This window comes from Streptomyces sp. RK9 (genome assembly GCF_045070545.1).
GTDB lineage: Bacteria > Actinomycetota > Actinomycetes > Streptomycetales > Streptomycetaceae > Streptomyces > Streptomyces alboflavus.
Map to the genome: position 1 here is coordinate 3,586,700 of NZ_CP173703.1, position 22,558 is coordinate 3,609,257.

The 22,558-nt window shown below is 74.0% G+C and carries 14 protein-coding genes and 1 pseudogene; 7 read left to right on the top strand and 8 right to left on the bottom strand.

All coding sequences use genetic code 11. From position 1 onward, the window contains the following. Window positions 1-83 precede the first annotated feature (83 nt). Both AB6L24_RS14695 and lpdA read right to left on the bottom strand, forming a co-directional pair. The gene (locus AB6L24_RS14695) at window positions 84-2,300 is read right to left on the bottom strand and encodes an MMPL family transporter (RefSeq protein WP_405655624.1); all 2,217 of its coding nucleotides are present in this window, start codon (window positions 2,298-2,300) and stop codon (window positions 84-86) included. Window positions 2,301-2,517: 217 nt separating this feature from the next. Further along, window positions 2,518-3,921: a dihydrolipoyl dehydrogenase gene (lpdA, locus tag AB6L24_RS14700; protein WP_405655626.1), complete on the bottom strand. Its 1,404-nt coding sequence runs from the start codon at window positions 3,919-3,921 to the stop codon at window positions 2,518-2,520. Between the two features lie 533 nt (window positions 3,922-4,454). On the opposite strand from lpdA, the gene AB6L24_RS14705 reads away from it, so the two are divergent. Then, entirely contained in the window at window positions 4,455-5,330 is an 876-nt protein-coding gene (locus tag AB6L24_RS14705) for a TauD/TfdA dioxygenase family protein (protein ID WP_405657160.1), read from the top strand. Window positions 5,331-5,415: 85 nt separating this feature from the next. On the opposite strand, the gene AB6L24_RS14710 is transcribed toward AB6L24_RS14705, so the two are convergent. The 5 genes from AB6L24_RS14710 to AB6L24_RS14730 all read right to left on the bottom strand — a co-directional run bounded on the left by AB6L24_RS14710 (window position 5,416) and on the right by AB6L24_RS14730 (window position 13,140). Next, window positions 5,416-5,955: a GNAT family N-acetyltransferase gene (locus AB6L24_RS14710; protein ID WP_405655628.1), complete on the bottom strand. Its 540-nt coding sequence runs from the start codon at window positions 5,953-5,955 to the stop codon at window positions 5,416-5,418. 44 nt (window positions 5,956-5,999) lie between these two features. Then, window positions 6,000-6,461: a nitroreductase family deazaflavin-dependent oxidoreductase gene (locus tag AB6L24_RS14715; RefSeq protein ID WP_405655629.1), complete on the bottom strand. Its 462-nt coding sequence runs from the start codon at window positions 6,459-6,461 to the stop codon at window positions 6,000-6,002. 109 nt (window positions 6,462-6,570) lie between these two features. After that, window positions 6,571-7,377 (bottom strand): cupin, encoded by an 807-nt coding sequence (locus AB6L24_RS14720; RefSeq protein WP_405657161.1) that lies wholly within the window; start codon window positions 7,375-7,377, stop codon window positions 6,571-6,573. A gap of 292 nt (window positions 7,378-7,669) precedes the next feature. Beyond that, complete coding sequence (locus tag AB6L24_RS14725; RefSeq protein ID WP_405655631.1) at window positions 7,670-8,119, bottom strand: subtilase-type protease inhibitor; 450 nt, start codon at window positions 8,117-8,119, stop codon at window positions 7,670-7,672. 389 nt (window positions 8,120-8,508) lie between these two features. Further along, a complete protein-coding gene (locus tag AB6L24_RS14730) occupies window positions 8,509-13,140 on the bottom strand; it encodes a BTAD domain-containing putative transcriptional regulator (RefSeq protein ID WP_405655632.1) in 4,632 nt (1,543 codons plus the stop codon). A 151-nt stretch (window positions 13,141-13,291) separates the two neighbouring features. Here AB6L24_RS14730 and AB6L24_RS14735 point away from each other — a divergent pair, with 151 nt between their 5' ends. The 5 genes and pseudogenes from AB6L24_RS14735 to AB6L24_RS14755 all read left to right on the top strand — a co-directional run. Then, the gene (locus AB6L24_RS14735; RefSeq protein ID WP_405655634.1) at window positions 13,292-14,194 is read left to right on the top strand and encodes an NAD(P)-dependent oxidoreductase; all 903 of its coding nucleotides are present in this window, start codon (window positions 13,292-13,294) and stop codon (window positions 14,192-14,194) included. Between the two features lie 220 nt (window positions 14,195-14,414). Then, window positions 14,415-14,504, top strand: coding sequence for a K(+)-transporting ATPase subunit F (gene kdpF / locus AB6L24_RS14740; protein WP_033263837.1), 90 nt, complete (start codon window positions 14,415-14,417; stop codon window positions 14,502-14,504). A gap of 10 nt (window positions 14,505-14,514) precedes the next feature. Next, window positions 14,515-17,058 carry an ATP-binding protein gene (locus tag AB6L24_RS14745; protein WP_405655635.1) on the top strand — a complete coding sequence of 848 codons (2,544 nt, stop codon included), beginning with the start codon at window positions 14,515-14,517 and terminating at the stop codon, window positions 17,056-17,058. Window positions 17,059-17,101: 43 nt separating this feature from the next. Then, complete coding sequence (locus tag AB6L24_RS14750; RefSeq protein WP_405655637.1) at window positions 17,102-19,657, top strand: ATP-binding protein; 2,556 nt, start codon at window positions 17,102-17,104, stop codon at window positions 19,655-19,657. A 109-nt stretch (window positions 19,658-19,766) separates the two neighbouring features. Further along, window positions 19,767-20,231: pseudogene (locus AB6L24_RS14755) on the top strand (trimeric intracellular cation channel family protein); the annotation flags it as partial. A 480-nt stretch (window positions 20,232-20,711) separates the two neighbouring features. Here the strand turns inward: AB6L24_RS14755 and AB6L24_RS14760 are convergent. Next, window positions 20,712-21,653, bottom strand: coding sequence for an alpha/beta hydrolase family protein (locus tag AB6L24_RS14760; protein WP_405655638.1), 942 nt, complete (start codon window positions 21,651-21,653; stop codon window positions 20,712-20,714). 269 nt (window positions 21,654-21,922) lie between these two features. Between AB6L24_RS14760 and AB6L24_RS14765 the strand changes: the two genes are divergently transcribed. Continuing rightward, complete coding sequence (locus AB6L24_RS14765) at window positions 21,923-22,528, top strand: TetR/AcrR family transcriptional regulator (RefSeq protein ID WP_405655640.1); 606 nt, start codon at window positions 21,923-21,925, stop codon at window positions 22,526-22,528. The last annotated feature ends 30 nt before the right edge of the window (window positions 22,529-22,558 follow it).

A 22,558-nucleotide genomic window follows, 5' to 3' on the forward strand; every position in this document is an offset into this window, starting at 1 on the left:
TCCACCGCGTCCGGCCCGCGCCCGCCCCTCCCGCGGTGCCGCCTCCGACCGTTCGCTGCCCCCGGCGGCACCGGGCCCCCGGCTCACCGCGGCGGGCCCGCGCCCACCCCTGGCCCAGGCCCCGCGGGCTCACCCGCCCCGCCCCGAGTACCGCCTTCCCCCGTACCGCCGTCTCCCGGACTCCCGCCCCCGCTCCCGCCGTTCCGCTTCTCGTCACCGTGCCCAGGCCACCACGCGGCATGCCCGATCAGGGCCGTCAGCGCGGGCGTGAAGATCAGCGCCATGACGAACGCGGCGATCACGATGCCGAAGGAGAGCGAGAAGCCCATCTGGGACAGCGTGGAGTTGCCGGCGAGCATCAGCGTCGCGAACGTACCCGCGAGGATCACGCCCGCCGAGCCGATCGTCGGCCCCGAGTGGCGCACCGCCGTGCCCGCCGCGTCGTGCGGGTCGCGGCCCTCGCGGGCCTCCTCGCGCAGCCGCGAGACCATCAGGATGTTGTAGTCCGTGCCGAGCGCGACCACGAACAAGTACATGATCACGGGCAGCATGAACATCAGGCCCGGCTGGCTGCCGATTCTCTGGAACAGGATCGAGGTCGCGCCGAGCGTCGCGCCGAAGCCGAGCGCGACCGACAGCATCAGGTACCAGGGCGCCACCAGGCTGCGCAGGAGCAGGCCCAGGATCACCATGATGGCGATGGCGGCCACCGGGAAGACGACCGAGTAGTCCCGGTCCACGGCCTTGTTGATGTCGACGTACACGGCCGTCGTGCCGCCCACGAGGGCTTCCGTGCCCCCGGGCGCGTCGTCGTGGGCCGCGGGCCGCAGCCGGTCCTTCACCGTCGCGAGGGCCTTCTCGGAGGCGGGCGGATCGGAGAGCACGACCGAGTACGCGGCCGTCGTGCCGTCCTTGCCGACGCGCGGGGCCGCCACCTCGCCCACACCCTCGACCGACTCCAACTGCTTCCGGAAGGCCGCGGGTTGGTCCGGCGCGAGCGGCCGGTCGCCCGTCGACGTCAGGTACACGAAGGTCGGGTCGGTGCTGCCCGCGGGGAAGCCCTTCTCCAGGTTGTCCTGCCAGACGATGGACTCCTTGTCCTTGGGCAGCGAGGAGCCCGCGAGGTCGAAGTTCGCCTTGTAGCCGAGCGCGCCGAGCGCCAGGGCCGCCATGAAGAGTCCCGAGACCACCGTCCACACGGCGGGCTTGCGGGCGATCGACGTGCCGAGCTTGGCGAAGCCCGTGCCGTGCGGCTCGCGCTGCCAGGACTTCGACGGCCAGAACACCTTCGTGCCGAGCAGCGACACCACGGCGGGCACCAGGGTGAGGCCCGCGAGCAGCGTCAGGAACACGGCGATCGCGAGGGCCGGGCCCATCGAGCGGAGCATGCCGAGCGAGGACAGCGTCAGCGCGGCGAACGCGACGATGACGGCGCCCGCCGCCGAGGTGATGGCCTCGCCGACCCGCTCCACGGCGTGCACCATGGCGCCCTTGGGATCCTCGCCCGCGCGCAGCGCCTCCCGGTAGCGGAACAGCAGGAACAGGATGTAGTCCGTGCCGACGCCGAACAGGACGACGGTGAGGAGTTCCTGGATGGAGGAGTCGGCCTTCATGTCGAAGGCCTTGTTGGCCGAGGCGATCAGGCCCGTCGCCATCGGCGAGATCAGACCGATGAGGACGACGGGGAGCAGCGCGATGATGGGGCTGCGGAAGATCACGAACAGCAGCACGATGATGATCACGATGGTGCCGACGCCCACGAGGATCCCGGCCCGCTCGGAGGCGTCGCTCTCGTCCAGGGCCTGCGCCGCGGAGCCGGTGATGCCGGCCTTCAGGTCGGTGCCCTTCAGCTCCGGCTCGAGGTCCTTGCGGAGCTGCTCGACCGCGTCCTGCTGGGAGGTGTCCTCCGGGTCGGTGACCTTCGGCATGGCGACGATCGCGGTCTGCACGAGCTTGTTCGGCGAGACCTCACCGGGGTCGATCGCCTGGACTTCCTCGACCTTCTTCGCCGCCAGGTCCTCGGCGATCCGGGTGACGTCCGCGGAGTCGGCGGCGGTGATCTTCCCGCCGTCGGAGCGCTGGAAGACGATGATCGCGCCGATGTTCTGCTGCTGTGGGAAGTCGCGTTCCTGCAGGTCCGAAGCGCGGATGGATTCGTAGTGGTCGGGCAGGAAGCTCGCCTCGTCCGAACTGGAGGTGAGCTTCGGTGCCAGCGAGATCACGGCTCCCGCGGCGATCACCCACGCGAGGATGATCCACCACGGGCGGCGGACCACGAATCGGCCCAGGCCAGAGAACATCGGCAGCTGCCTCTCCTCGGCCCCCGAGGCACGTCACATCCTGCCCAGGATCTTCCGGGGAGCCCGGCTCCGCCACTTGGGGGGTGGGGGAGGCACCGTGCGGTGCGCCCGACGGCCCTGCCCGCACACGGGAAGCCGTCCAGGCGCGCGAAGGCCCCGCCCCCCTCGTGCGGGGGGCGGGGCCGACGCACGCGCACAGGCGGCGGGGCGGAACCCGTCAGAAGTTGATCATGTGCCCGGCCAGGCCGTGCACGGCCTCCTTGACGGCCTCGCCCAGCGTCGGGTGGGCGTGCACGTTGCGGGCCACCTCGTGCACCGTCAGATCCCACTGCTGGGCCAGGGTCAGCTCGGGAAGCAGCTCCGTGACGTCGGGGCCGATCAGGTGGGCGCCGATGATCTCGCCGTGCGTGCCATCGCTGATGATCTTGACGAAGCCGACGGTGTCGCCGAGGCCGTGCGCCTTGCCGTTCGCCTGGAACGGGAACTTGGCGACCTGGACGTCGAAGCCCTTCTCGCGGGCCTGCGCCTCCGTCCAGCCGAAGCTCGCGATCTGCGGCTGCGAGTAGGTGGCGCGCGGGATCATCGGGTAGTCGAGCTCCATGGTCTCGGCGTCCGCGAGGGTCTCGGCGGCGATGACGCCCATGGATTCGGCGGTGTGCGCGAGCATCAGCTTCGCGGTCACGTCGCCGATGGCGTAGATGTGCGGCACGGACGTGCGGCAGCGGCCGTCGACGTCGATGGCGCCGCGCTCGGTGACCGTCACACCCGTGGCCTCCAGGCCGTAGCCGGTGACGTTCGGGGCGAACCCGATGGCCTGCAGGACCTTGTCGGCCTCCAGGACCTGCTGCTTGCCGTCCTTGGCGGTGACGGTGACGCGGACCTGCTCGCCCGACTCGTCGATGCTCTCCACCCGCGTCGACGTCAGCACGTCGATGCCGAGCTTGCGGTACTGCTTGGCCAGCTCCTTGGAGACGTCGACGTCCTCGAGGGGCGCCATCCGGTCCAGGAACTCGACGATCGTGACCTTCACGCCGTAGTTGTGCAGGACGTAGGCGAACTCGATGCCGATGGCGCCCGCGCCCGCGATCACGACGGAGCGCGGCAGCTCGTCGGCGAGGATCTGCTCCTCGTACGTCACCACGCGCTCGCTGCGACGGGTGCCGGGCAGCAGCTTCGGCGTCGCGCCGGTCGCGATGATGCAGTTCTCGAAGCCGATCGTGGCGGTCGTGCCGTCGGACTTCGCGACCTGGAGGGTGTTCGCGTCGAGGAAGGTGCCGCGGCCGTCGAACTCCGTGATCTTGTTCTTCTTCATCAGGAAGTGGACGCCCTTGACGCGGCCGTCCGCGACGGTGCGGCTGCGCCGGAACGCCTCGCCGTAGTCGAAGGAGACCTCGCCGTCGACCTTGATGCCGTACGTCTTCGCCTCGTGCGTGAACAGGTGCGCCAGCTCGGCGTTGCGCAGCAGCGCCTTCGTCGGGATGCAGCCGACGTTGAGGCAGACCCCGCCCCAGTACTTCTCCTCGACGACCGCTACCCGCTTGCCCAGCTGGGCGGCGCGGATGGCGGCGACATATCCGCCGGGTCCTGCTCCGAGCACGACGACGTCGAAGCGGTCATCCATGGGGTGGTCCTCTCTGCGTTGCACAGTTGCCTGGTACGGATGGGTCGATCATCCGTCATCCGGGCGTCGCGATGTCGGCCGGGTCAGCCTTGCGCGGGAGCGCCGCCCGTACAACTCACCGGCGTCCTCGAATCTTCCGCGCAGGTCGGCGCGGATTCCGCGGGCAAGGGGGAGCCCCGTCAACACCTGTTGACGGAACGGGAACCGCCACCCACAATGGCCGACATGATCCAGCACCTGACCACCGGCCTCGGGCGTTTCAACGTCCCGTGGCGGCGCGGGTGCGAGCGATCGGGCTGTTGACGCGACCACCGCGACCCCGCGGCGCCGCGCCCCTGTGACCGTACGTCCCGCGTACGCGTCGGGCCCCGCGCCGAAGCCCCGTTCGCCCGGCCTGTGTCCGGCCCGGTCCAGGCCCTTCGCCCGACGCGAGGATCATCACCATGACGGCTCTGCCCACGTCCACCGCCGCACCCCACCACGCCCCGAACCCGCCCGGCACCCTCCGTGAGGCCCGTGTCCCCGCCGACGGCATGTACGAGGGCCGCCGCACCCTGCGCCGCCTCCCCGACGGCTGGACGGAGCGGCCCTACGCGCACCTCGACGTGGTGCCCCGGGGCCGCGTCATCGGCGCCGAGATCCGGGGCGCCGACCTCACCCGGCCGCTCGACCCGGCGGTGCGCGCCGAACTGCACCGCGCCCTCCTGGAGTGGAAGGTGCTGTTCTTCCGCGGCGCGCACCTGACCTCCGACCAGCAGCGCGCCTTCGCCCGCTGCTGGGGCGAGTTGGAGACCAACCCGCTGCTCGCGCGCGGCGCCGCCGAGGACGTCGTGCGCTTCGAGAAGGGCGGCACGGCGGCGCCCACCTTCGAGAACGTGTGGCACGCCGACGTCACCTTCCGCGAACGGCCCGCGCTCGGCGCCGTGTTGCAGCTCCGCGAGGTCCCGCCCGTCGGCGGCGACACCATGTGGGCGGACATGGCCGCCGCGTACGACAACCTCCCGGACGGCATCAAGGCCCGGATCGACGGGGCGTGGGCCGTCCACGACTTCATCCCGGGCTTCGCGCGCTTCTACGGCCCCGAGCAACTGGTCCCGTACCAGGACGAGTTCCCGCCCGTCACCCATCCCGTGGTGCGCACGCACCCCGAGACCGGGCGCCGGACGCTGTTCGTGAACACGTCCTTCACCACGCACATCGTCGGCATGGACCGCGCCGAGAGCGACCGGCTCCTCGGGCATCTGGTCCGCCAGGCCCATGTGCCGGAGTACCAGGTGCGCTGGCAGTGGCAGCCGGGCGACATCGCGTTCTGGGACAACCGGGCGACGCAGCACTACGCCGTCGACGACTACGCGCCGCACCGGCGGGTGGCGGAGCGCGTCGCGATCGCGGGGGACCGGCCCTACTGACCGCGGGGGACCGGTCCTACGGACGCAGGGGACCGGTCCTGCTGAGAGACGCGGACGGGGCGCGGGCCAGGCCGCGCCCCGGTCCTCAGCGGTCGAGCGTGAGCAGCCACTTGACCTCGCCGTCGTGCCACTCCTCGGTGGGCGCGAGCCCGGCGGCGCGGGCCACGGCCGCCGACGCGCCGTGGTCGGGGTGGATGTGCGCGAGGACGCACGTCACCTCCGGCAGGCCGCGCAGCCAGGCCACGAGGGCCCGCGCCGCCTCGGACGCGATCCCCCGGCCCTGCCAGGAAGTGCCCACCACCCAGGCGATCTCGGCCGCGAGCCCGTCGGCGGCCTCGCGGGGCCCGACGGTGGCCTGCACGGTGCCCGCGGGACGGCCGTCGGCGGACACCCTGATCACCCAGTTGCACCAGGAGACCCGCGGGTCGGGCGACCCGGCGACCATGCGCGCGTAGCGGGCCCGCAGCGTCGCCAGGTCGTCCGGGGCGCCCCCGATGAACGTGTGCAGCGCCGGGTCGGCGAGCACCGGGGCCAGCTCATCGGCGTGCGCGACGCGCAGGGGCTCCAGGGTGAGGCGCGCGGTGGTGAGGGGTGCGGCCTCGACGGTGTGTCCTGCGCGGTTCATGTGTCGTCCCCCGTTGTCGTACTCATCGATGTGTCATCCGTGCGTCAGGCCTCCTCGGCGACCGGTTCCAGGACCACGACGGGCAGGATCCGCTCCGTCTGCTCCTGGTACTCGGCGTACCGGGGGAAGGTCTCCACCGCGCGTTCCCACCACGCGGCGCGCTCCTCGCCCTCGGCCACGTGCGCCTCGTACTCCTTGACGACCGGACCGTCCTGGAGCCGGACGCGCGGGTGCGCGAGCACGTTGTGGTACCAGGCCGGGTGCTTGGGCGCGCCGCCCACGGAGCCGACGGCAATGTAACGCGTGCCGTCGCTGACGCGGATCACGGGGGTCTTGCGGATCTTGCCGGACCTGGCGCCCCTGGTGGTGAGGACGACGGTCGGGAAGCCGTGCATCTCCAGGCCCTCGGTGCCGCCGCTGGCCTCGTAGCGGGCGACGTGCTCGGCCACCCAGTCCCAGGCGTTGGGCTCGTACTCGCCGTCCAGGGTGTCGTGTGCGGTGCTCATGCGCGGGCTCCTCGGGTCGGGGGAGTGGGGCGGGGCTCATGGACACGGCCGGGGTGCCGCTCCGGTGCTCGTCAACCACAGGCGGCCGCGAACCCTTCCCGGGCCCGGCTCAGGCGGAGCCCGCCTCGTATACGTCGAGCCGTCCGCACATCCCGAACCGGCCGCGCTCGGTGGGCTGTTCGGCACGCACCCCGGCGGTGGCGAGGTGGCCTGTGTCGCCCTTCGCCAGCGCGTCGAGCTGGGCGCCGGTGGCGGCTGCCGCCGCCGCGGCGCCGGTGCGCCAGCGCTCGCGCCACGCGGCGGTCAGGGGTGCGACGAGCGCGGCGGCGGCCCGGTGGAAGGCGGCGAGGGGCTCGGGGTCGCCCGCCTCCGTGGCGGCGCGCAGCGCGGTGAACCCCTCGACGGCGAGGTCGCGGCGGCGCCGGGCCGCACGTGCCACGGCCGCGTCGGCGCCGTCCTCTCCATCGGGTCCATCGGGGGCGTCCCGGCCGTCCCCGTCGCTCCCGTGGGCTCCGCGCGGCGGCAGGGCCGTGGCGGCCCGGTACGTCCCGGGGTCGGTGAGCAGGTGCGGCGGCAGGGTGAGCACGGCGTCGCCCGCCTCGGGCAGGCCGCTGTTCTGCATCAGGACGTGGAGGGTCAAGCCGCCCTCGTTGACGAGCCGGTGGATCGTCCCGGGCGTGAACCACACGAGCGCGCCCGGCGCCAGCGGGGTCTGCCGGAAACCGGCGGGCGTCAGGGTCTGCACGGCGCCCCGGCCGCCGACGACCGCGTAGCCCTCCGTGCAGGTGAGGTGGAGGTGCGGGGTGCCGCCGCGCAGGCCGTCCGCTGCGGGCCAGTCGTACACGCGCAGCAGGGACACACCGATGCCGCCCGGCAGGCCCTCGTATACGGCGGGGTCGCGGGGAGCGGGGGGCAGGGGCCCCGGGGTGGTCGCGGTCGCGGGGCGCGGGGGCGTCTCGGGGGTGTGCACGGCGGGGGCCTCCTCGGGCCGGACGGGATCCGGTTCCCGGACAGGATCGGGCAGGTTCCGCCGGAACGACCCGGTCGGGAGGCCGCGGGTTGTGGCATGGGCTCGCCGGCCGGACAGCCGCCGCGCGCGTACGGGAAATTGTGCGGCCCCCGATGCTCGGGACATCGGGGGCCGCGTACCTCGGCTTCCTCCCCCCACGAAAGGTTGCCGAGGGGTATGGGGGTGGACGGATGATCCGTCAGAAGTTGAGCAGGGCGCCGTCCGCGAGGGCGGCCTTCATCGCGCACGGGTTGCCGAACGTGGTCGTCCAGGCGACGTGCTTGCCCTGCCAGACGCCGGCCGCGGAGACCACGACCGGGTTCCATTCCTTGGTGCACGCGACCGTCGGGGCCTGGTCGACGAGCTTCTCGAACCGCGCCTCGACGGCGAAGAGTTCGGCGCACGCCGCGCGCGGCGCCGGGTGGGTGCCGGTCGCCTTCGGCGCGCAGCTGAGGGTGACCGCGCGCTGCACCGTCGCCGTGGCGGCGTCGTCGCCCTGGCCGACGGTGAGCACGAGGTCCGACGGCGCGAACAGGCCCGTCGGTGCCGGGGTCGCAGCACCGGCCGCGCCCGTCGAGACCGCCGTGACGGTCAGGACGCCTGCGGCCACGGCTACGGCCGCGCTCACGGTCTTCGGGAGGTGACGCACTTTGACGCTCCTTCAATGCGGTTGGGAAGTACGAGAGTTGTGTTTCTTGTGGGTTAAACCAGGTGTTACGTGGAGATTGCGTGTGCCGTTCTTGGTTGCGGTCGGGAGTCTTGCAAGTGCGCTGAGTAAGCGGCAAGCGGATGGTCGATTTCCGGATGAGTGCGTCCGTTGAGCGAGGGCCGAATGACCGTTCGGGCAGCTCAGGGCGGCCAGTCGCGGTCCGCGGCGACCGTCCAGAATGTGGACTTCGCCAGGTGGTATAACCAAGAACAACACGCTGACCTGGGAAAATGAGCGGTTGGTCGTTTTTCTCGGCGCGGCGTTCGACCGGAAACCAGTGCTTGACCGCGTGGGTGCGGAGGAGTTAGAGGCTTCTGGGGCCGGTGAGGTCAGTGCGACGGGAGCGGATCCCCGGCCTTCCCAGGAGTCCGCGCCACCAGGCGTCGGGCCTGCTCAGGGGCCATGTGCTCGCCCTCATCGAACGCGGTCGCGTACGCCGCCCCGCCCAACCGCGCCTCGGCTGCGGTCGCCACCCGGTCCACGTCGTGGCGTTCGCCCGCCGGGAGCGGGGCGCCCACGGAGGCGCGGGCGGCCGCCGCGGCGCCGAGCAGCGTCGCGGCCGTGCGGTGCTCCCCGGCGGCGCCCGCCGCCCCCGCGAGGCCCTCCAGGGCCAGGGCGAGCGCCCGCGCGTCCCCGAGGCCGACGGCGACGTCGAAGCCCTCCGCGTGCAGCGCGTGCGCCCGCGCCGCGTCGCCGCGCAGCTCCGCCACGAAGCCCAGCTCGGCGAGCGCGAGCGTCGTGCCCGGCCCGTAGTCGGCCCTGCGGAACCAGGCGAGGAGGTCGCGCATGTGCTCCTCCGCGCCCGCCAGGTCGCCCTCCCTGCGCGCCCCGAGGCCGAGGCCGATCCGGGCGTCCAGCTCACCGGAGCGGAAGCTGTGGTCGCGCGCGAGCCGCAGGGCGCGCCCGTGCGCGGCGCGGGCCTCGTCGAAGTCGCCCGTGAGCAGTGCGATCCGGCCAAGCCCGGACAGTCGTTTGGAGGCTTCCGTCCAGAGCCCGAGGCGCTCGGCGATGGCCAGTCCCTCGCGGTGCAGCCGGGCCGCGTCGGCATAGTCGCCCGCGATCTCGCTGAGCGTTGCCAGCGGGAAGACGGTCTGCAACTGCCCCCATTCGTCGCCCAGTTCGCGGAACAGGCGGGCGCTGCGCGCGCTGTCGCTGCGTACGGCGGCGAGGTCGCCGTGCGCGAGCGCGTGCCGGGCCCGCACGCTCAGCGCGGCCGCGGTGCCCCAGGTGTCGCCGAGGGCGGAGAACGCGTCGAGCGCCTCGTTCACCAGGCGCTCCCCGGTCCGCACGGCGCCCGCGCCCAACTGCGCGGAGCCGAGGATCCACAGGGCGGTGGCGCGGCCTGAGGGGTCGTCGAGGTCCTGGTGGGCGGCGAGGGTCGCTCGGAGGAGGCGGGTGGGGTCGTCGTGGGGGGTTGGGGTGGTTGCGGTGGCAGTGGTGGTGTTGGGGGCGGGCGGCTGCGCGTCTGTGCCTGTGCCGGTGGCGGGCGGCTGCGCGTCTGTGCCTGTGCCGGTGGCGGGCGGCTGCGCGTCTGTGCCTGTGCCGGTGGCGGGCGGCTGCGCGTCTGTGCCTGTGCCGGTGGCGGGCGGCTGCGCGTCTGTGCCTGTGCCGGTGGCGGGTGGCTGCGCGTCTGTGCCGGTGGCGGTGGTCGGGCCTGTGGCTGTGTCCGCGCTGGTGGTCGGTCCGGTGTCCGTGCCCGTGCAGACGTCCGGGTACGCGTCCACGCCCGCGTCGTCGCCTCCCTCGCGCAGGGAGATGCCGGTGCGCCAGGCGAGGGCGAGGGCACGGGCGGCGGCGGTGGGGTCGGGGGAGGGGGCGGCTGAGGCGGGATCGGGGGAGGGGGCGGCTGAGGTGGGACCGGGGGAGGTGGAGGTGGGATCGAAGGAGGCCGAGGTGGGGGGCTCGGGCGTCGCGGGGGAATCGGGGGACCCGGGGGCGCGTGCGACGCCCGGCGTCAGCGCGAGGGCCGCGTCCAGCGACCTCCGCGCCTCGGCGATCCGCCCCCGCAGCACCCAGTACCAGGCCAACGCGTTCACCATGGCCAACGCGCGCTCCACCGCGCCGCGTTCGACCGCCGTGTCCAGGGCGCGGCGCAGATTGGCGCTTTCCTCGTCGAGGCGATCCAGCCACCGGCGCTGCTCGGGACCGTGCAGCGAACGGCCCGCCGTGACGGCGAGCCCGGCGTAGTGGACGCTGTGCCGCTCGCGCACGTCGGCGGACTCGCCCGCCTCCCGCAGCTGTTCGGCGCCGTACTCCCGGACGGACTCGAGCACGCAGTACCGGGGCCCGTCCAACCGGTCGGACGCCACCACCAGCGAGCGGTCCACGAGGCGGGAGACCAGGTCGAGCACGTCGGCGCCGCGCACGGCGCCGCCCGCGCTCACGGCCCGCGCGGCGGTGAGGGTGCAGCCGTCGTGCACGGCGAGGCGCCGCAGCACCGTGCGCTCCGGCTCCGAGAGCAGCGACCAGCTCCAGTCGATGACCGCGCGGAGCGTACGCTGCCGGGCGGGCGCCCCGCGGAAGCCGCGGCCGAGCAGGGCGAACCGGTCGTCGATGCGGGACAGCAACCCGTGTACGCCCATCGTGCGCACCCGCGCGGCCGCGAGCTCCAGCGCCAGCGGAAGCCCGTCGAGCCGTACGCACAACTCGGCGACGGCCTCCGCGTCGTCCGCGCCCAGGTCGGCCCCGGAGCCGAGCCCGGCGCGCTGCCGGAACAGCTCCATGGCGCCCGCGAGTTCGAGCGGCGGCACCGCGCGGACCCGCTCGCCGCTCACGTCGAGGGGCTCCTGGCTGGTGGCGAGGACGGTGAGCCCGGGGACCTCCCGGAGCAGGCCGTCGGCCAACTCGGCCACGGCGTCCACCAGATGCTCGCAGTTGTCGAGCACGAGCAGGAGCCGCCGTCCGCGCAGCGCCTCCGTGAGCCGGTCGACCGCGGCCACCGGCGCGCCGGGCTCCTCGTGCAGCCCGACCACCCGCGCCACGGCCTCGGCCACGGGGTCGACCCCCACCCCGGTCCCGGCCCCGGTCCCGGCCCCGGCCCCGGCCCCGGTCCCGGCCCCGGCCCCGGCCCCGGTCCCGGCCCCGGTCCCGGTCTCGGCCCCGGCCTTGGCCCCGGTCCCGGCCTTGGTCCCGGCCTTGGTCCCGGTCTCGGTCCCGGCCTTGGTCCCGGTCTCGGCCTTGGTCCCGGTCTCGGTCCCGGCCTTGGTCCCGGTCTCGGCCTTGGTCCCGGTCTCGGCCCCGGCCTTGGCCCCGGTCCCGGTCTCGGCCCTGGCCTCTGTCTCAGGCCCTGCTCCTGCTCCCGCTCCGGGTCCTGCCCCCACCCCGGGTCCTGCCCCCACCCCGAGTTCTGCTCCCACCCCCGCCCCGGCCGCCAGACCCGCGAGCTCGACCAGCCACACCCCGTCGGGGTAGCCGTCCGCGACCCCGCACGCCGCGGCGACGGCCAGGCGCGTCTTGCCGACGCCCCCGGGTCCGGTCAACGTCACCAGCCGGGTGGCGGTGAGGAGTTGACGCACCTCGGCCACGGCGTCGTCACGACCGACGAGCGGGGCGACGGGGGCGGGGAGGTTGGTGCGGGGCGTCGGGGCGGGCGCGGCGGCTGCCGGGACGGGGAAGTGGGCAGCCGTGGGCGCGGGTGCCGATGTCGTGGACGCCGGGGCCGAGGCCGACGGCGACGGGGGTGTGGCGGCTGGCGACGTGGTCGCCGAGTCCGCGAGCGCGGCCGCTGCCGACCGGACCACCGCCGGACCGGCTTCCCCGGCCACCGGCGAGGTGGTGCCTCCGGCCGCTGTCGGACCGGCTTCCCCGGCTACTGGCGAGGTGGTGCCTCCGGCCGCTGTCGGATCGGCTTCCCCGGCCACTGGGGAGGTGGTGCCTCCGACCGCCGCCGGACCGGCTTCCCCGCCCACTGGCGAGACGGTGCCTCCGGCCCCTGCCGTACTGGCCGCCCCGCCCACTGGCGAGGTGGTGCCCCCGGCCGCCGCCGGACTGGCTTCCCCGGCCACTGGCGAGACAGTTCTCCCGGCCCCTGCCGGACCGGCCGCCCCGCCCACAGACGAGACAGTTCCCCCAGCCCCCGCCGGACCGGTCCCTTCTCCCCCCGCCGAAGCACCCTCACCGCCCCCCGCCGAAGCACCCTCACCGCCCCCCACCGGACCAGACTCCCCGCCCCCCACCGCACCCAGCACCGACCCCCGCCCCGGCACCCCCGCGTCCAGCCCCGGATCCTGGCGCAAGATCGCCCCGTGCAGCGACGTCAGTTCGGCCCCGGGCACCAGGCCGAGCTCTCCGTCCAGGCGTCGGCGCAACTCCTCGTACGCGGCCAGTGCCTCCGTCTGGCGGCCCGTGCGGTACAGGGCCCGGAGTTGCGCGGCGCGCAGTCGCTCCCGGAGGGGGTGGCGGACGACCAGGTCGGCCAGGTCCGCGGCGAGCGGTCCGTGGTCGCCGGACTCCAGGCGGGCCTCGGCCTGGTCCTCCCAGGCGGTGAGCCGGTCCTCCTCCAGGCGGCCGATCGCGCCCCGCGCGAACGCGTCGTCGGTGAAGTCGGCGAACGCCTCGCCCCGCCACAGCCCCAGCGCCTCGTCCAGGAGCCGGACCCGCTCGCGGGGCGCGGCCGCGGCCCTGGCCCTCTCGAGGAGCCGCGCGAACCGGCCCGTGTCGACGGCGTCCGCCGCCACCCGCAGCGTGTAGCCGGCGGGCCCGGCCCCGACCAGGGCCCTGCCGCCCGGCTCGGCCCGCTCCAGGGCCCGGCGCAGCTGCGACACCTTGCCCTGGAGGGCGTTCGCGGGGTGGTCGGGCAGCTCCTCGCCCCACAGGGCGTCGATCAGCCGGTCCGCGGAGACCGCGTGCCCCGGGTGCACCAGCAAGTGGGCGAGAAGCGCACGGACCTTGGCGCCGGGAACGGCGACCTCCGCTCCGTCTGTCGTCCACACGGCCAGCGGACCGAGCACCCCGAATCGCATGCCGAGACGATAACCCGGCAGGTGAGCGCCCTGCCGACCGCGCCGACAGCGAAGCGACAGCCGACCGGCAGTGAACGGAAAGGCCCCGCGGCCAAGGTGATGACCACAGGCCGGGCGCACCGCACCGGCCGCGGACCCACGGAGGCACACCATGAGCGACACCGCCCGCACCACCGGCGAGAACACCACCACCCCCGAGCCCGTCACCGTCACCGTCATCGGGCTCGGCAACCTCGGGCAGGTCCTCGCCCGCACCTTCCTCGACCAGGGCCACGAGGTCACCGTCTGGAACCGCTCGCAGGACAAGGCGGACGACCTGGTGGCCCGGGGCGCCACCCTGGCGGCCACCCCGGCCGACGCCGTCGCCGCGAGCGACCTGGTCGTCGTCTGCGTACTCGACTACACGACCGTCCGCGACCTGCTCACGCCGACCGCGGCCGCCCTCGCGGGCCGCGTCGTCGTCAACCTCACCTCCGGCACCCCCGACCCGGCCCGCGAGCTGGGCGCCTGGGTCACCGGGCAGGGCGCCGCGTACGTGGACGGCGCGGTCTACGCGATCCCGCAGACCGTCGGGACGCCGGAGGCGTTCGTCCTGTACAGCGGCGACGAGGAGGCCTTCGCGCAGTACCGGACACTCCTGGAGACGCTGGGCTCGGCGGTGTTCGTCGGCGGCGACTCGGGTCTCGCGCCGGTGTACGACGTGGCGCTGCTCAGCGGCATGTACGGGATGTTCGCCGGGTTCTTCCAGACGGTGGCCGTCGGCCGCTCCGCCGGCATCGAGGCGGGGAAGGCCACCGAGCTGCTGGTGCGCTGGCTCAAGGAGGCCATCGCCGCGCTGCCCGGCTTCGCCGCCGAGATCGACGCCGGGGACTACCGGACCGAGACGTCCAACCTGGACATCAACGCCGTGGGCCTCGCCCACATCCTCACCGCGACCAAGGACCTCGGCGTCGGCGTCGACCTGCTCGCCCCGCTGTACACGCTGTTCGAGCAGCAGCTGTCCGAGGGCCACGGCGCCGAGAGCATGTCCCGCGCGATCGAGTCGCTGCGCTAGGGCCCGCCGGACGGGTCGGCCCCGGGGAGGGCGGCACCACACCCCGGGGCGCCCGGTCCGTCCGTACGGCGCCCGGATGTCAAGGCGGTGTCAACGTCCTGATGAGAGCTGCCAAGGATGTGTCAAGGGGCGTATCCGCAGGTCCGGCGAGCGGCTTCGGTGGAGGAGTCACCCGGCACGCGGTGGAGAAGTCACCCGGCACGCCAAGGAGTTGAGGACCGTGAGCGCTGAGAATGTGGTGGGACTCGTCATCGCCGTCAGCCTGGTCGGCTATCTCGTTCTCGCGCGGCTCTTCCCGGAGAGGTTCTGACACCGGCGCGATGACGCACGTACGACCCGGACAGCTGAAGATCTACCTCGGTGCGGCACCGGGGGTCGGCAAGACCTGCCGCATGCTCGACGAAGGACGGCGACGGGCCGCACGCGGCGCCGACGTCGTCGTGGGCCTCGTGGAGTGCCACCGGCGCCCGCACACGGAAGCCCTGCTCAAGGAGGCGAGGGCGGCCGGGCTCGACGTCGTGGAGCGCGCCCGCGTCCGCTGCCGCGGCGGCGAGTTCACCGAGCTCGACCTGGACGCGGTGCTCGCCCGCGCCCCGCAGGTCGTGCTCGTCGACGACCTCGCCCACATCAACGCGCCCGGCGACGGCCGCAACCCCAAGCGCTGGCAGGACGTCGACCGGCTGCTCACGGCCGGCATCGACGTCGTCACGACGATCAACATCCAGCACATGGAGTCCCTCAAGGACGTCGTGGAGAAGATCACCAAGGTGCCGCAGGCCGAGACGGTCCCCGATGACGTCGTGCGCCGCGCGCACCAGATCGAGCTCGTCGACATCGACCCGGAGTCGCTGCGCCGCCGCATGGCGCACGGCAACATCCACGCCCCCGAGAAGGTGGACGCGGCCCTCGCCAACTACTTCCGCACCGGCAATCTGACCGCCCTGCGCCAACTCGCCCTGCTGTGGGTCGCCGACCGCGTCGACGAGGCGCTGCAGGCGTACCGCTCCGAGCACGGCATCGGCGGCGTCTGGGAGACCCGCGAACGCGTCGTCGTCGGCCTCACCGGCGGCCCCGAGGGCGACACCCTGATCCGCCGCGCCGCCCGCATCGCCGACCGCTCCGTCGGCGGCGAGCTGCTCGCCGTGCACATCGCCCGCAGCGACGGCCTCGCCGCGGGCACCTCGCACGCCTCCCTGACCCGGCAGCGGCGGCTCGTGGAGGACCTGGGCGGCAGCTACCACTCGGTCGTCGGCGACGACGTCGCGACCGCCCTGGTGGAGTTCGCCCGCGCCGAGAACGCCACCCAGCTCGTCCTCGGCTCCAGCCGCCGCGGCCGCGTCGAACGGTTCCTCACCGGACGCGGCACCGGCGAGTCCGTCGTCGAGGCGTCCGGCGACATCGATGTCCACACGGTCACCCACGAACGCGCGGGCGCGGGCACGCTGCTGCCGTCCCGCAGACGTACGCTGTCGGGCCCGCGGCGCGTCGGCGGACCCGTCGCCGGGCTGCTCCTGCCGGGCATGCTCACCCTGCTCCTCGACCTGGACGTGGCGCGCGAGCACCTGAACCTCACCAGCGAGGCGCTGCTGTTCCTGCTGGCCGTCGTCGGCGTGGCCTGCATCGGCGGGGTGCTGTCCGCGGTGGTGGCGTCGGTGACCGCGTCGCTGCTGCTCAACTACTGGTTCATGCCACCCGTCGGGCACTTCACGCTGGGCGATCCGAACAGCATGCTGGCGCTGGTGGTGTTCGCGATCGTCGCCGCCACGGTCGCCGCCGTCGTCGACCGGTCCCTTCGCCTGTCCCGGCGCTCGGCCCGCGCCACCGCCGAGGCCGAGACCATGTCGTCCCTCGCGGGCACCATCGTGCGGGGCGGGCAGCCCATTCCCGCCCTGCTCGAACGCGCCCGGGAGGCGTTCGGCGTGGACGCCGCCGAGCTGGTGGCGGAGCCGCCGGACGCCGCGGACGCGGCGGTCACCGCCGTACCCGCGGGCGCCGACGCCTACCTGGTGCTGCGCGGCCGCCCGCTGCCCTCCGCCGACCGCCGCGTCCTCGCCGCGTTCGCCGCGCACGTCGGCGCTGCCGTCGAGCGGGCCCGGCTCGCCGAGGCCGCCGCCGAGGTGGAGCCCGTCAAGGCCGCCGACCGGATGCGCACCGCGCTGCTCCGCGCCGTCGGCCACGACCTGCGCACCCCGCTGGCCGCCGCCCTCGCCGCGATCGGCTCGCTGCGCAGCCGCGACCTGGACTTCTCCGAGCACGACCGGGAGGAACTGCTCGCCACCGCCGACGAGTCCATGGCGAAGCTGAACCGCCTCGTCGACAACCTCCTCGACATGAGCCGGCTCCAGGCGGGCGCCCTCAAGCTGGAACTGCGCGACACCGCGCTCGAAGAGGTCCTGCCGCCCGCCCTCGACTCGCTGCCCGACCACTGCCCGGTCGAGACGGGCAGCCTGGAGGAGATCCCCGCCGTCCTCGCCGACCCGCCCCTCCTGGAACGGGTGATAGCCAACCTCGTCGGCAACGCCGCCCGCCACACCCCGGCCGGCGGCAAGGTCCTGATCACCGCGAGCGCCCTCGCGGGCCGGGTGGAACTGCGCGTCGTCGACCGCGGCCCCGGCCTCCCGCCGGCCGACCGCGACCGCGTCTTCGAGCCCTTCCAGCGGCTCGGCGACACCGACAACACCACGGGCCTCGGGCTCGGCCTCGCCCTGTCACGGGGGCTTGCCGAGGCGATGGACGGCACGCTCACTCCGGAGGACACCCCCGGCGGCGGGCTCACCATGGTCCTGTCCCTGCCGTTCGCGGAACGGGTGCGCGAAGTCAACGGTGCGCGGGTCTCTGGCGTCTGGCATTCTGAGCGCCTTTGATTGATGAACGTATCAATCACCCCCGAGAGCAGAGACGAGTTCCATGGCACGCGGCAAGCTTCGGATCTATCTGGGGGCGGCACCGGGCGTCGGCAAGACGTACGCGATGCTGTCCGAGGCCCACCGTCGTGTCGAACGCGGCACGGACTGTGTCGTGGCCTTCGTGGAGCACCACAGCCGTCCGCGCACGGAGGTGATGCTGCACGGCCTCGAACTGCTGCCGCGCAAGGACCTGGAGTACCGCGGCGCGACGTTCACGGAGATGGACGTCGACGCCGTCCTCGAACGCGCCCCGACCGTAGCCCTGGTCGACGAGCTGGCGCACACCAACATCCCCGGCTCGCGCAACACCAAGCGCTGGCAGGACGTCGAGGAGCTGCTCGCCGCCGGCATCGACGTGGTCTCCACCGTCAACATCCAGCACCTGGAGTCACTCGGCGACGTCGTCGAGCGGATCACCGGCGTACGGCAGCGCGAGTCCATCCCCGACGAGGTGGTGCGCCGGGCGGACCAGATCGAGCTGGTCGACATGTCGCCCCAGGCGCTGCGCCGCCGGATGGCGCACGGCAACATCTACAAGGCCGACAAGGTCGACGCGGCCCTGTCCAACTACTTCCGCCCCGGAAACCTCACCGCCCTGCGGGAACTCGCCCTGCTGTGGGTGGCCGACCGGGTCGACGAATACCTCCAGCAGTACCGCGGCGAGCACAACATCCGCTCCACCTGGCAGGCCCGCGAACGCATCGTCGTCGGCCTCAGCGGCGGACCCGAGGGCCGCTTCCTGCTGCGCCGTGCCGCGCGACTCGCCGAGAAGGGCGCGGGCGGCGAGGTCCTCGCCGTCTACATCGCCCGCAGCGACGGCCTCACCGCGGCCTCGCCGAAGGAACTCGCGATCCAGCGCACCCTCGTGGAGGACCTGGGCGGCTCCTTCCACCAGGTCGTAGGGGAGGACATCACCGCCGCGCTCCTGGAGTTCGCGCGCGGTGTCAACGCCACCCAGATCGTCCTCGGCGTCTCCCGCCGCAGGTCCTGGCAGTACCTGTTCGGGCCCGGCGTCAGCGCCACCGTCGCCCGCGAGTCCGGGCCCGACCTCGACGTCCACCTCGTCACCCACAACGAGGCGGGCAAGGGCCGCAGCCTGTCGGCCACACCGCGCGCCGCCCGCCTCGGCCGCAACCGCATCATCTGGGGCTGGCTGGTCGGCATGGGCGGGCCGATCCTGCTCGCCCTGCTGCTGCGCGGCGTGGCGCCCGACCTCGGCCTCGCCAACGACATGCTGCTGTTCCTGACGCTCACCGTGGCGTCGGCGCTGCTCGGCGGTCTGTTGCCGGCCCTCGCGTCGGCCGCGTTCGGCTCCCTGCTGCTCAACTACTACTTCACTCCGCCCGTCCACCACGTCCTGATCTCCAACCCGAAGAACATAGTCGCCCTCGTGATCTTCGTGGCGGTGGCGGTGTCCGTGGCGTCGGTCGTGGACCTGGCGGCCCGCCGCACCCACCAGGCGGCACGGCTGCGCGCCGAGTCGGAGATCCTGTCCTACCTCGCGGGCAGCGTCCTGCGCGGCGAGAACAGCCTCGAATCGCTCCTGGAGACCGTCCGCGAGACCTTCGCCATGGAGTCCGTGGCCCTCCTTGAGCGCGAGAGCGACATCGCCCTGTGGACCTGCGTGGCCGGCGTCGGCCCCCGCCCGCACGTCGGCCGCCCCGAGGACGCCGACGTCGACATGCCCGTCGGCGACTACATGTCCCTCGCCCTCATAGGGCGTGTCCTGCCCGCCGAGGACCGCCGTGTCCTCGCCGCGTTCGCCGCGCAGGCCGCCGTGGTCCTGGACCGCCAGCGCCTGCAGTCCCAGGCGCAGGAGGCCCGCACCCTCGCCGAGGGCAACCGCATCCGCACCGCCCTGCTCGCCGCCGTCAGCCACGACCTGCGCACCCCTCTCGCCGGCATCAAGGCGTCCGTCTCCAGCCTCCGCTCGGACGACATCGAGTGGTCCGACGAGGACCAGGCGGAACTCCTCGCCGCCATCGAGGCGGGCGCCGACCGCCTCGACCACCTCGTCGGCAACCTCCTGGACATGTCGCGGCTCCAGACCGACACCGTGATGCCGATGGTCCGCGAGATCGACCTCGACGAGGTCGTCCCGCTCGCCCTCGAAGGGATGGCCTCGTCCGCCGAGCACGTGACCCTCGACATCCCCGAGGACCTGCCCATGGTCGCCGCCGACAAGGGCCTCCTGGAGCGGGCCGTCGCCAACGTCATAGAGAACGCCCTGAAGTACAGCCCCACGGGCGAGAGCGTCCTGGTCGCCGCCAGCACCATGGCCGACCAGGTGCAGCTGCGCGTGGTCGACCGCGGCCCCGGTGTGCCCGACGACGCCAAGGAGCGCATCTTCGAGCCCTTCCAGCGGTACGGCGACTCCCCGCGCGGCGCCGGAGTGGGCCTCGGCCTGGCCGTCGCCCGCGGCTTCACCGAGGCCATGGGCGGCACCCTCAGCGCCGAGGACACCCCCGGCGGCGGGCTCACCATGGTCCTCGTGCTGCGTCTGGTGCCCGGGCGCCCGCAGGTCAGCCCCGACCTGCCCGCGGCCGCCACGTCCTGAGACCGGCGTGAGCCCGCCTCCGGTCGCCGTCCGCCGCCGGGTGACGTACGAAACGTAGGAGACGTACGGGACGCACCGGGCGCGGAACGGAGCAGGGAGGCGGGCGGCGATGGCCGAACTCCTCACGCCGCACGGCGTGGACGTGGCCACGCGCGGCCTCGACCTCGCCGGGGTGTTCGCCGCCGCCCTCCAGGGCGGCGCGATCGCCCGCACCGAACGGCTCGACCTGTTCGGCTTCGTCGCGGTCGGCGTGGTGTCCGGGCTCGGCGGCGGCCTCATCCGCGACACCCTGCTCCAGCACGGGACGCCGGTGGCGCTCACCGACGTCTTCTACCTGCCGACCGCGCTCGCCGGGGCGTTCATCGCCTTCCTGATCCACATCAGCCAGGAGGCCTGGGACCGGCTCTTCACCGCCCTCGACGCGGCCGTGATCGGTTTCTGGGCCGTCGCGGGGGCGCAGAAGACCCTCGCCGCGGGGCTCGGCTGGCTGCCCGCGCTGCTGCTCGGCACCATCACGGCCGTCGGCGGCGGGGCGCTGCGCGACATGATGTTGCGCCGCGTGCCCGCGGTGCTCGGCGGGAACGCGCTGTACGCGTCCGTCGCGGTGGTCGCCGCCGCGATCACGGTCGTGTGCAGTTACGCCGAGCAGCCCACTCTCGGCATCGTGCTCGGCGTGACCGTGGCACTGGTTCTCAGGCTCACCGCGTACAAGCGCGGCTGGGGGCTGCCCAGCGGCCTGGAGTGGCAGCCCCGGTCGCGCCTGGCGGGCGCGCTGCGGCGCGGGTGGCGGCGCGAGTCCCGGACGGCGGAGCGCCCGGGCGGGGCCGAGGACCGGGGAGCGGCCGGGGCGCGAGCGCGGCCCGGCGGCTGCGGTTCCGCGCCGCCCGCCCCGCGCCCGGCGCCCTGCGGCGCAAGCCCGCACCACCGCACCCGCCCGGCGCCGACACGAGGGACGGCCCGAGCGGCGACACGGGCGGGGACGACACCCTCGGCTCACCGCTCGGCCGATGACGTCCGGCCCACGGGCGGAGCCTCGGTGCCGCTCGGCCCGGCGCTACTTGCTCCGCAGCCTCCCGAGCGGCGCGGGGTCCTCCTCCAGGGCGGTGGCCGCCGCCTTCCAGCCCGTGTCGTCGACGGTGAGGGCGCTGCGCAGATAGGCGGTGGTGAGCCGCTGGATCAGGGCGACGCGCGCGGGGGACTCGTCCGTCGTCTCGGCGACCTCGTACCCGGGGATGCCGCCGAGCGAGTGCTCCGCGCCGAACAGCGTGAGCAGGCTCTTGGGTCCCGGGCTGTGGACGTAGGGGTCGGTGAACCAGTCCGGTCCGCGCGTGGACAGGTGGGACCGGTCGCTGTCCCCGGCGACGATGAGCGCCGGGGTCGTCATGGCGGCGAAGGACGGCCGCAGGAACGGGAGGTGCTCGACGGCGAACGGGGTGAGGTCGTCGCCCAGGCCGGTCAGGGCGAACAGGACGCCCGCCTTGACGCGGGGGTCGGACAGGTCCTCGCCGGGGGCGCCGTCGGCGTCGAGGACCCGCGCGCCGAGCAGCGTGCTCGCGGTCTGCGCTCCCCAGGAGTGCCCGGCCACGGCGACGCGGTCGCGGTCGACCCGCCCGCTCAGGCCGGGCACGGCGGCCTCCAGGATGTCGAGGTCGTCGAGGACGCGCGTGAGGTCGTCGACGCGGATGCGCCAGATGTCGGGCGTACGCGGGTCGTCGGCGGGGATGCCGAGCGTCCGGGAGTCCAGGTGGGTGGGCTGGACGACCACGAAGCCGTGCGCGGCCCAGTGGTCCGCCAGCGGGGCGTAGCCGTCCAACGACCAGCCGAAGCCGTGCGAGAAGACGACGACGGGCAGGCCGGTGCCGGTCGCGGGGGCGGACACGCGGACCTGGAGGTCCGTGCCGCGGCCCGGGTCGGGCATGACGACGGGCTTCGCGGAGACGACCGTGGCGGGCGCGTCCACGGGCTGCTGCGGGGGCGTGACGGCGGATTCGGACATGGAGGTGCCTTCCCTGGGGCTGCTGCGGTGTCTGGGCGCGGCGGTTCCGGTGGTCGGCCGGGGGTGCCGCGGGCAGGGCCGGGGTGGGCGGCGGACAGCACGGACGAGCTGGTCGCGGCGCCCCCGGTCTGCCATCATGAGCAAAACGGAACGTTGCTCCGCCGACGATACGGAACATGGTTCCGTTTCACAACCCCCGGGTGCCGGTCCCCTCGCCCGGGGTGCTCGTGGCGCGGTCAGGAGCGCCCCCTCAGGAAAGGAACGTCGCGGTGAACGACAGCGCCCCTGGTGCGGACGGCACTCCCGGCACGGGCAGCGCCGCCGGGCCCAAGCGCAAGGACGTCCGGCGCAACCAGCAGACCCTCCTCGACGCGGCCGCGGCCGTCTTCGTGACCTCGGGCGTGGAGGCGCCGGTACGGGACATCGCGGCCGAGGCGGGCGTCGGCGTCGGCACGGTCTACCGCCACTTCCCGACCCGCGCCGACCTCGTCATCGCCGTCTACCGCCACCAGGTCGACGCCTGCGCCGAGGCCGGCCCCGCCCTCCTCGCGGCGGAGGCGGCACCGCGCGCCGCCCTCGAACGGTGGGTCGACCTCTTCGTCGACTTCCTGGTCACCAAGCACGGCCTGGCCGCCGCGATGCAGTCCAACGACGCGGGCTTCGAGGCGCTGCACGCCTACTTCCTGGACCGCCTCGTGCCGGTGTGCGCCCGGCTCCTCGACGCCGCTGCCGCCGCGGGCGGGATCCGCTCCGACGTCACCGCGTACGCGTTCATGCGCGGCATCGGGAACCTCTGCATCGGCGCCGAGACCGACTCCCGCTACGACGCCCGCCGCCTGGTCGCGCTGCTCGTCGCGGGACTGCGCAAGGACTGACGGCGGCGGCACGGGACGGTCGGCCGAGGC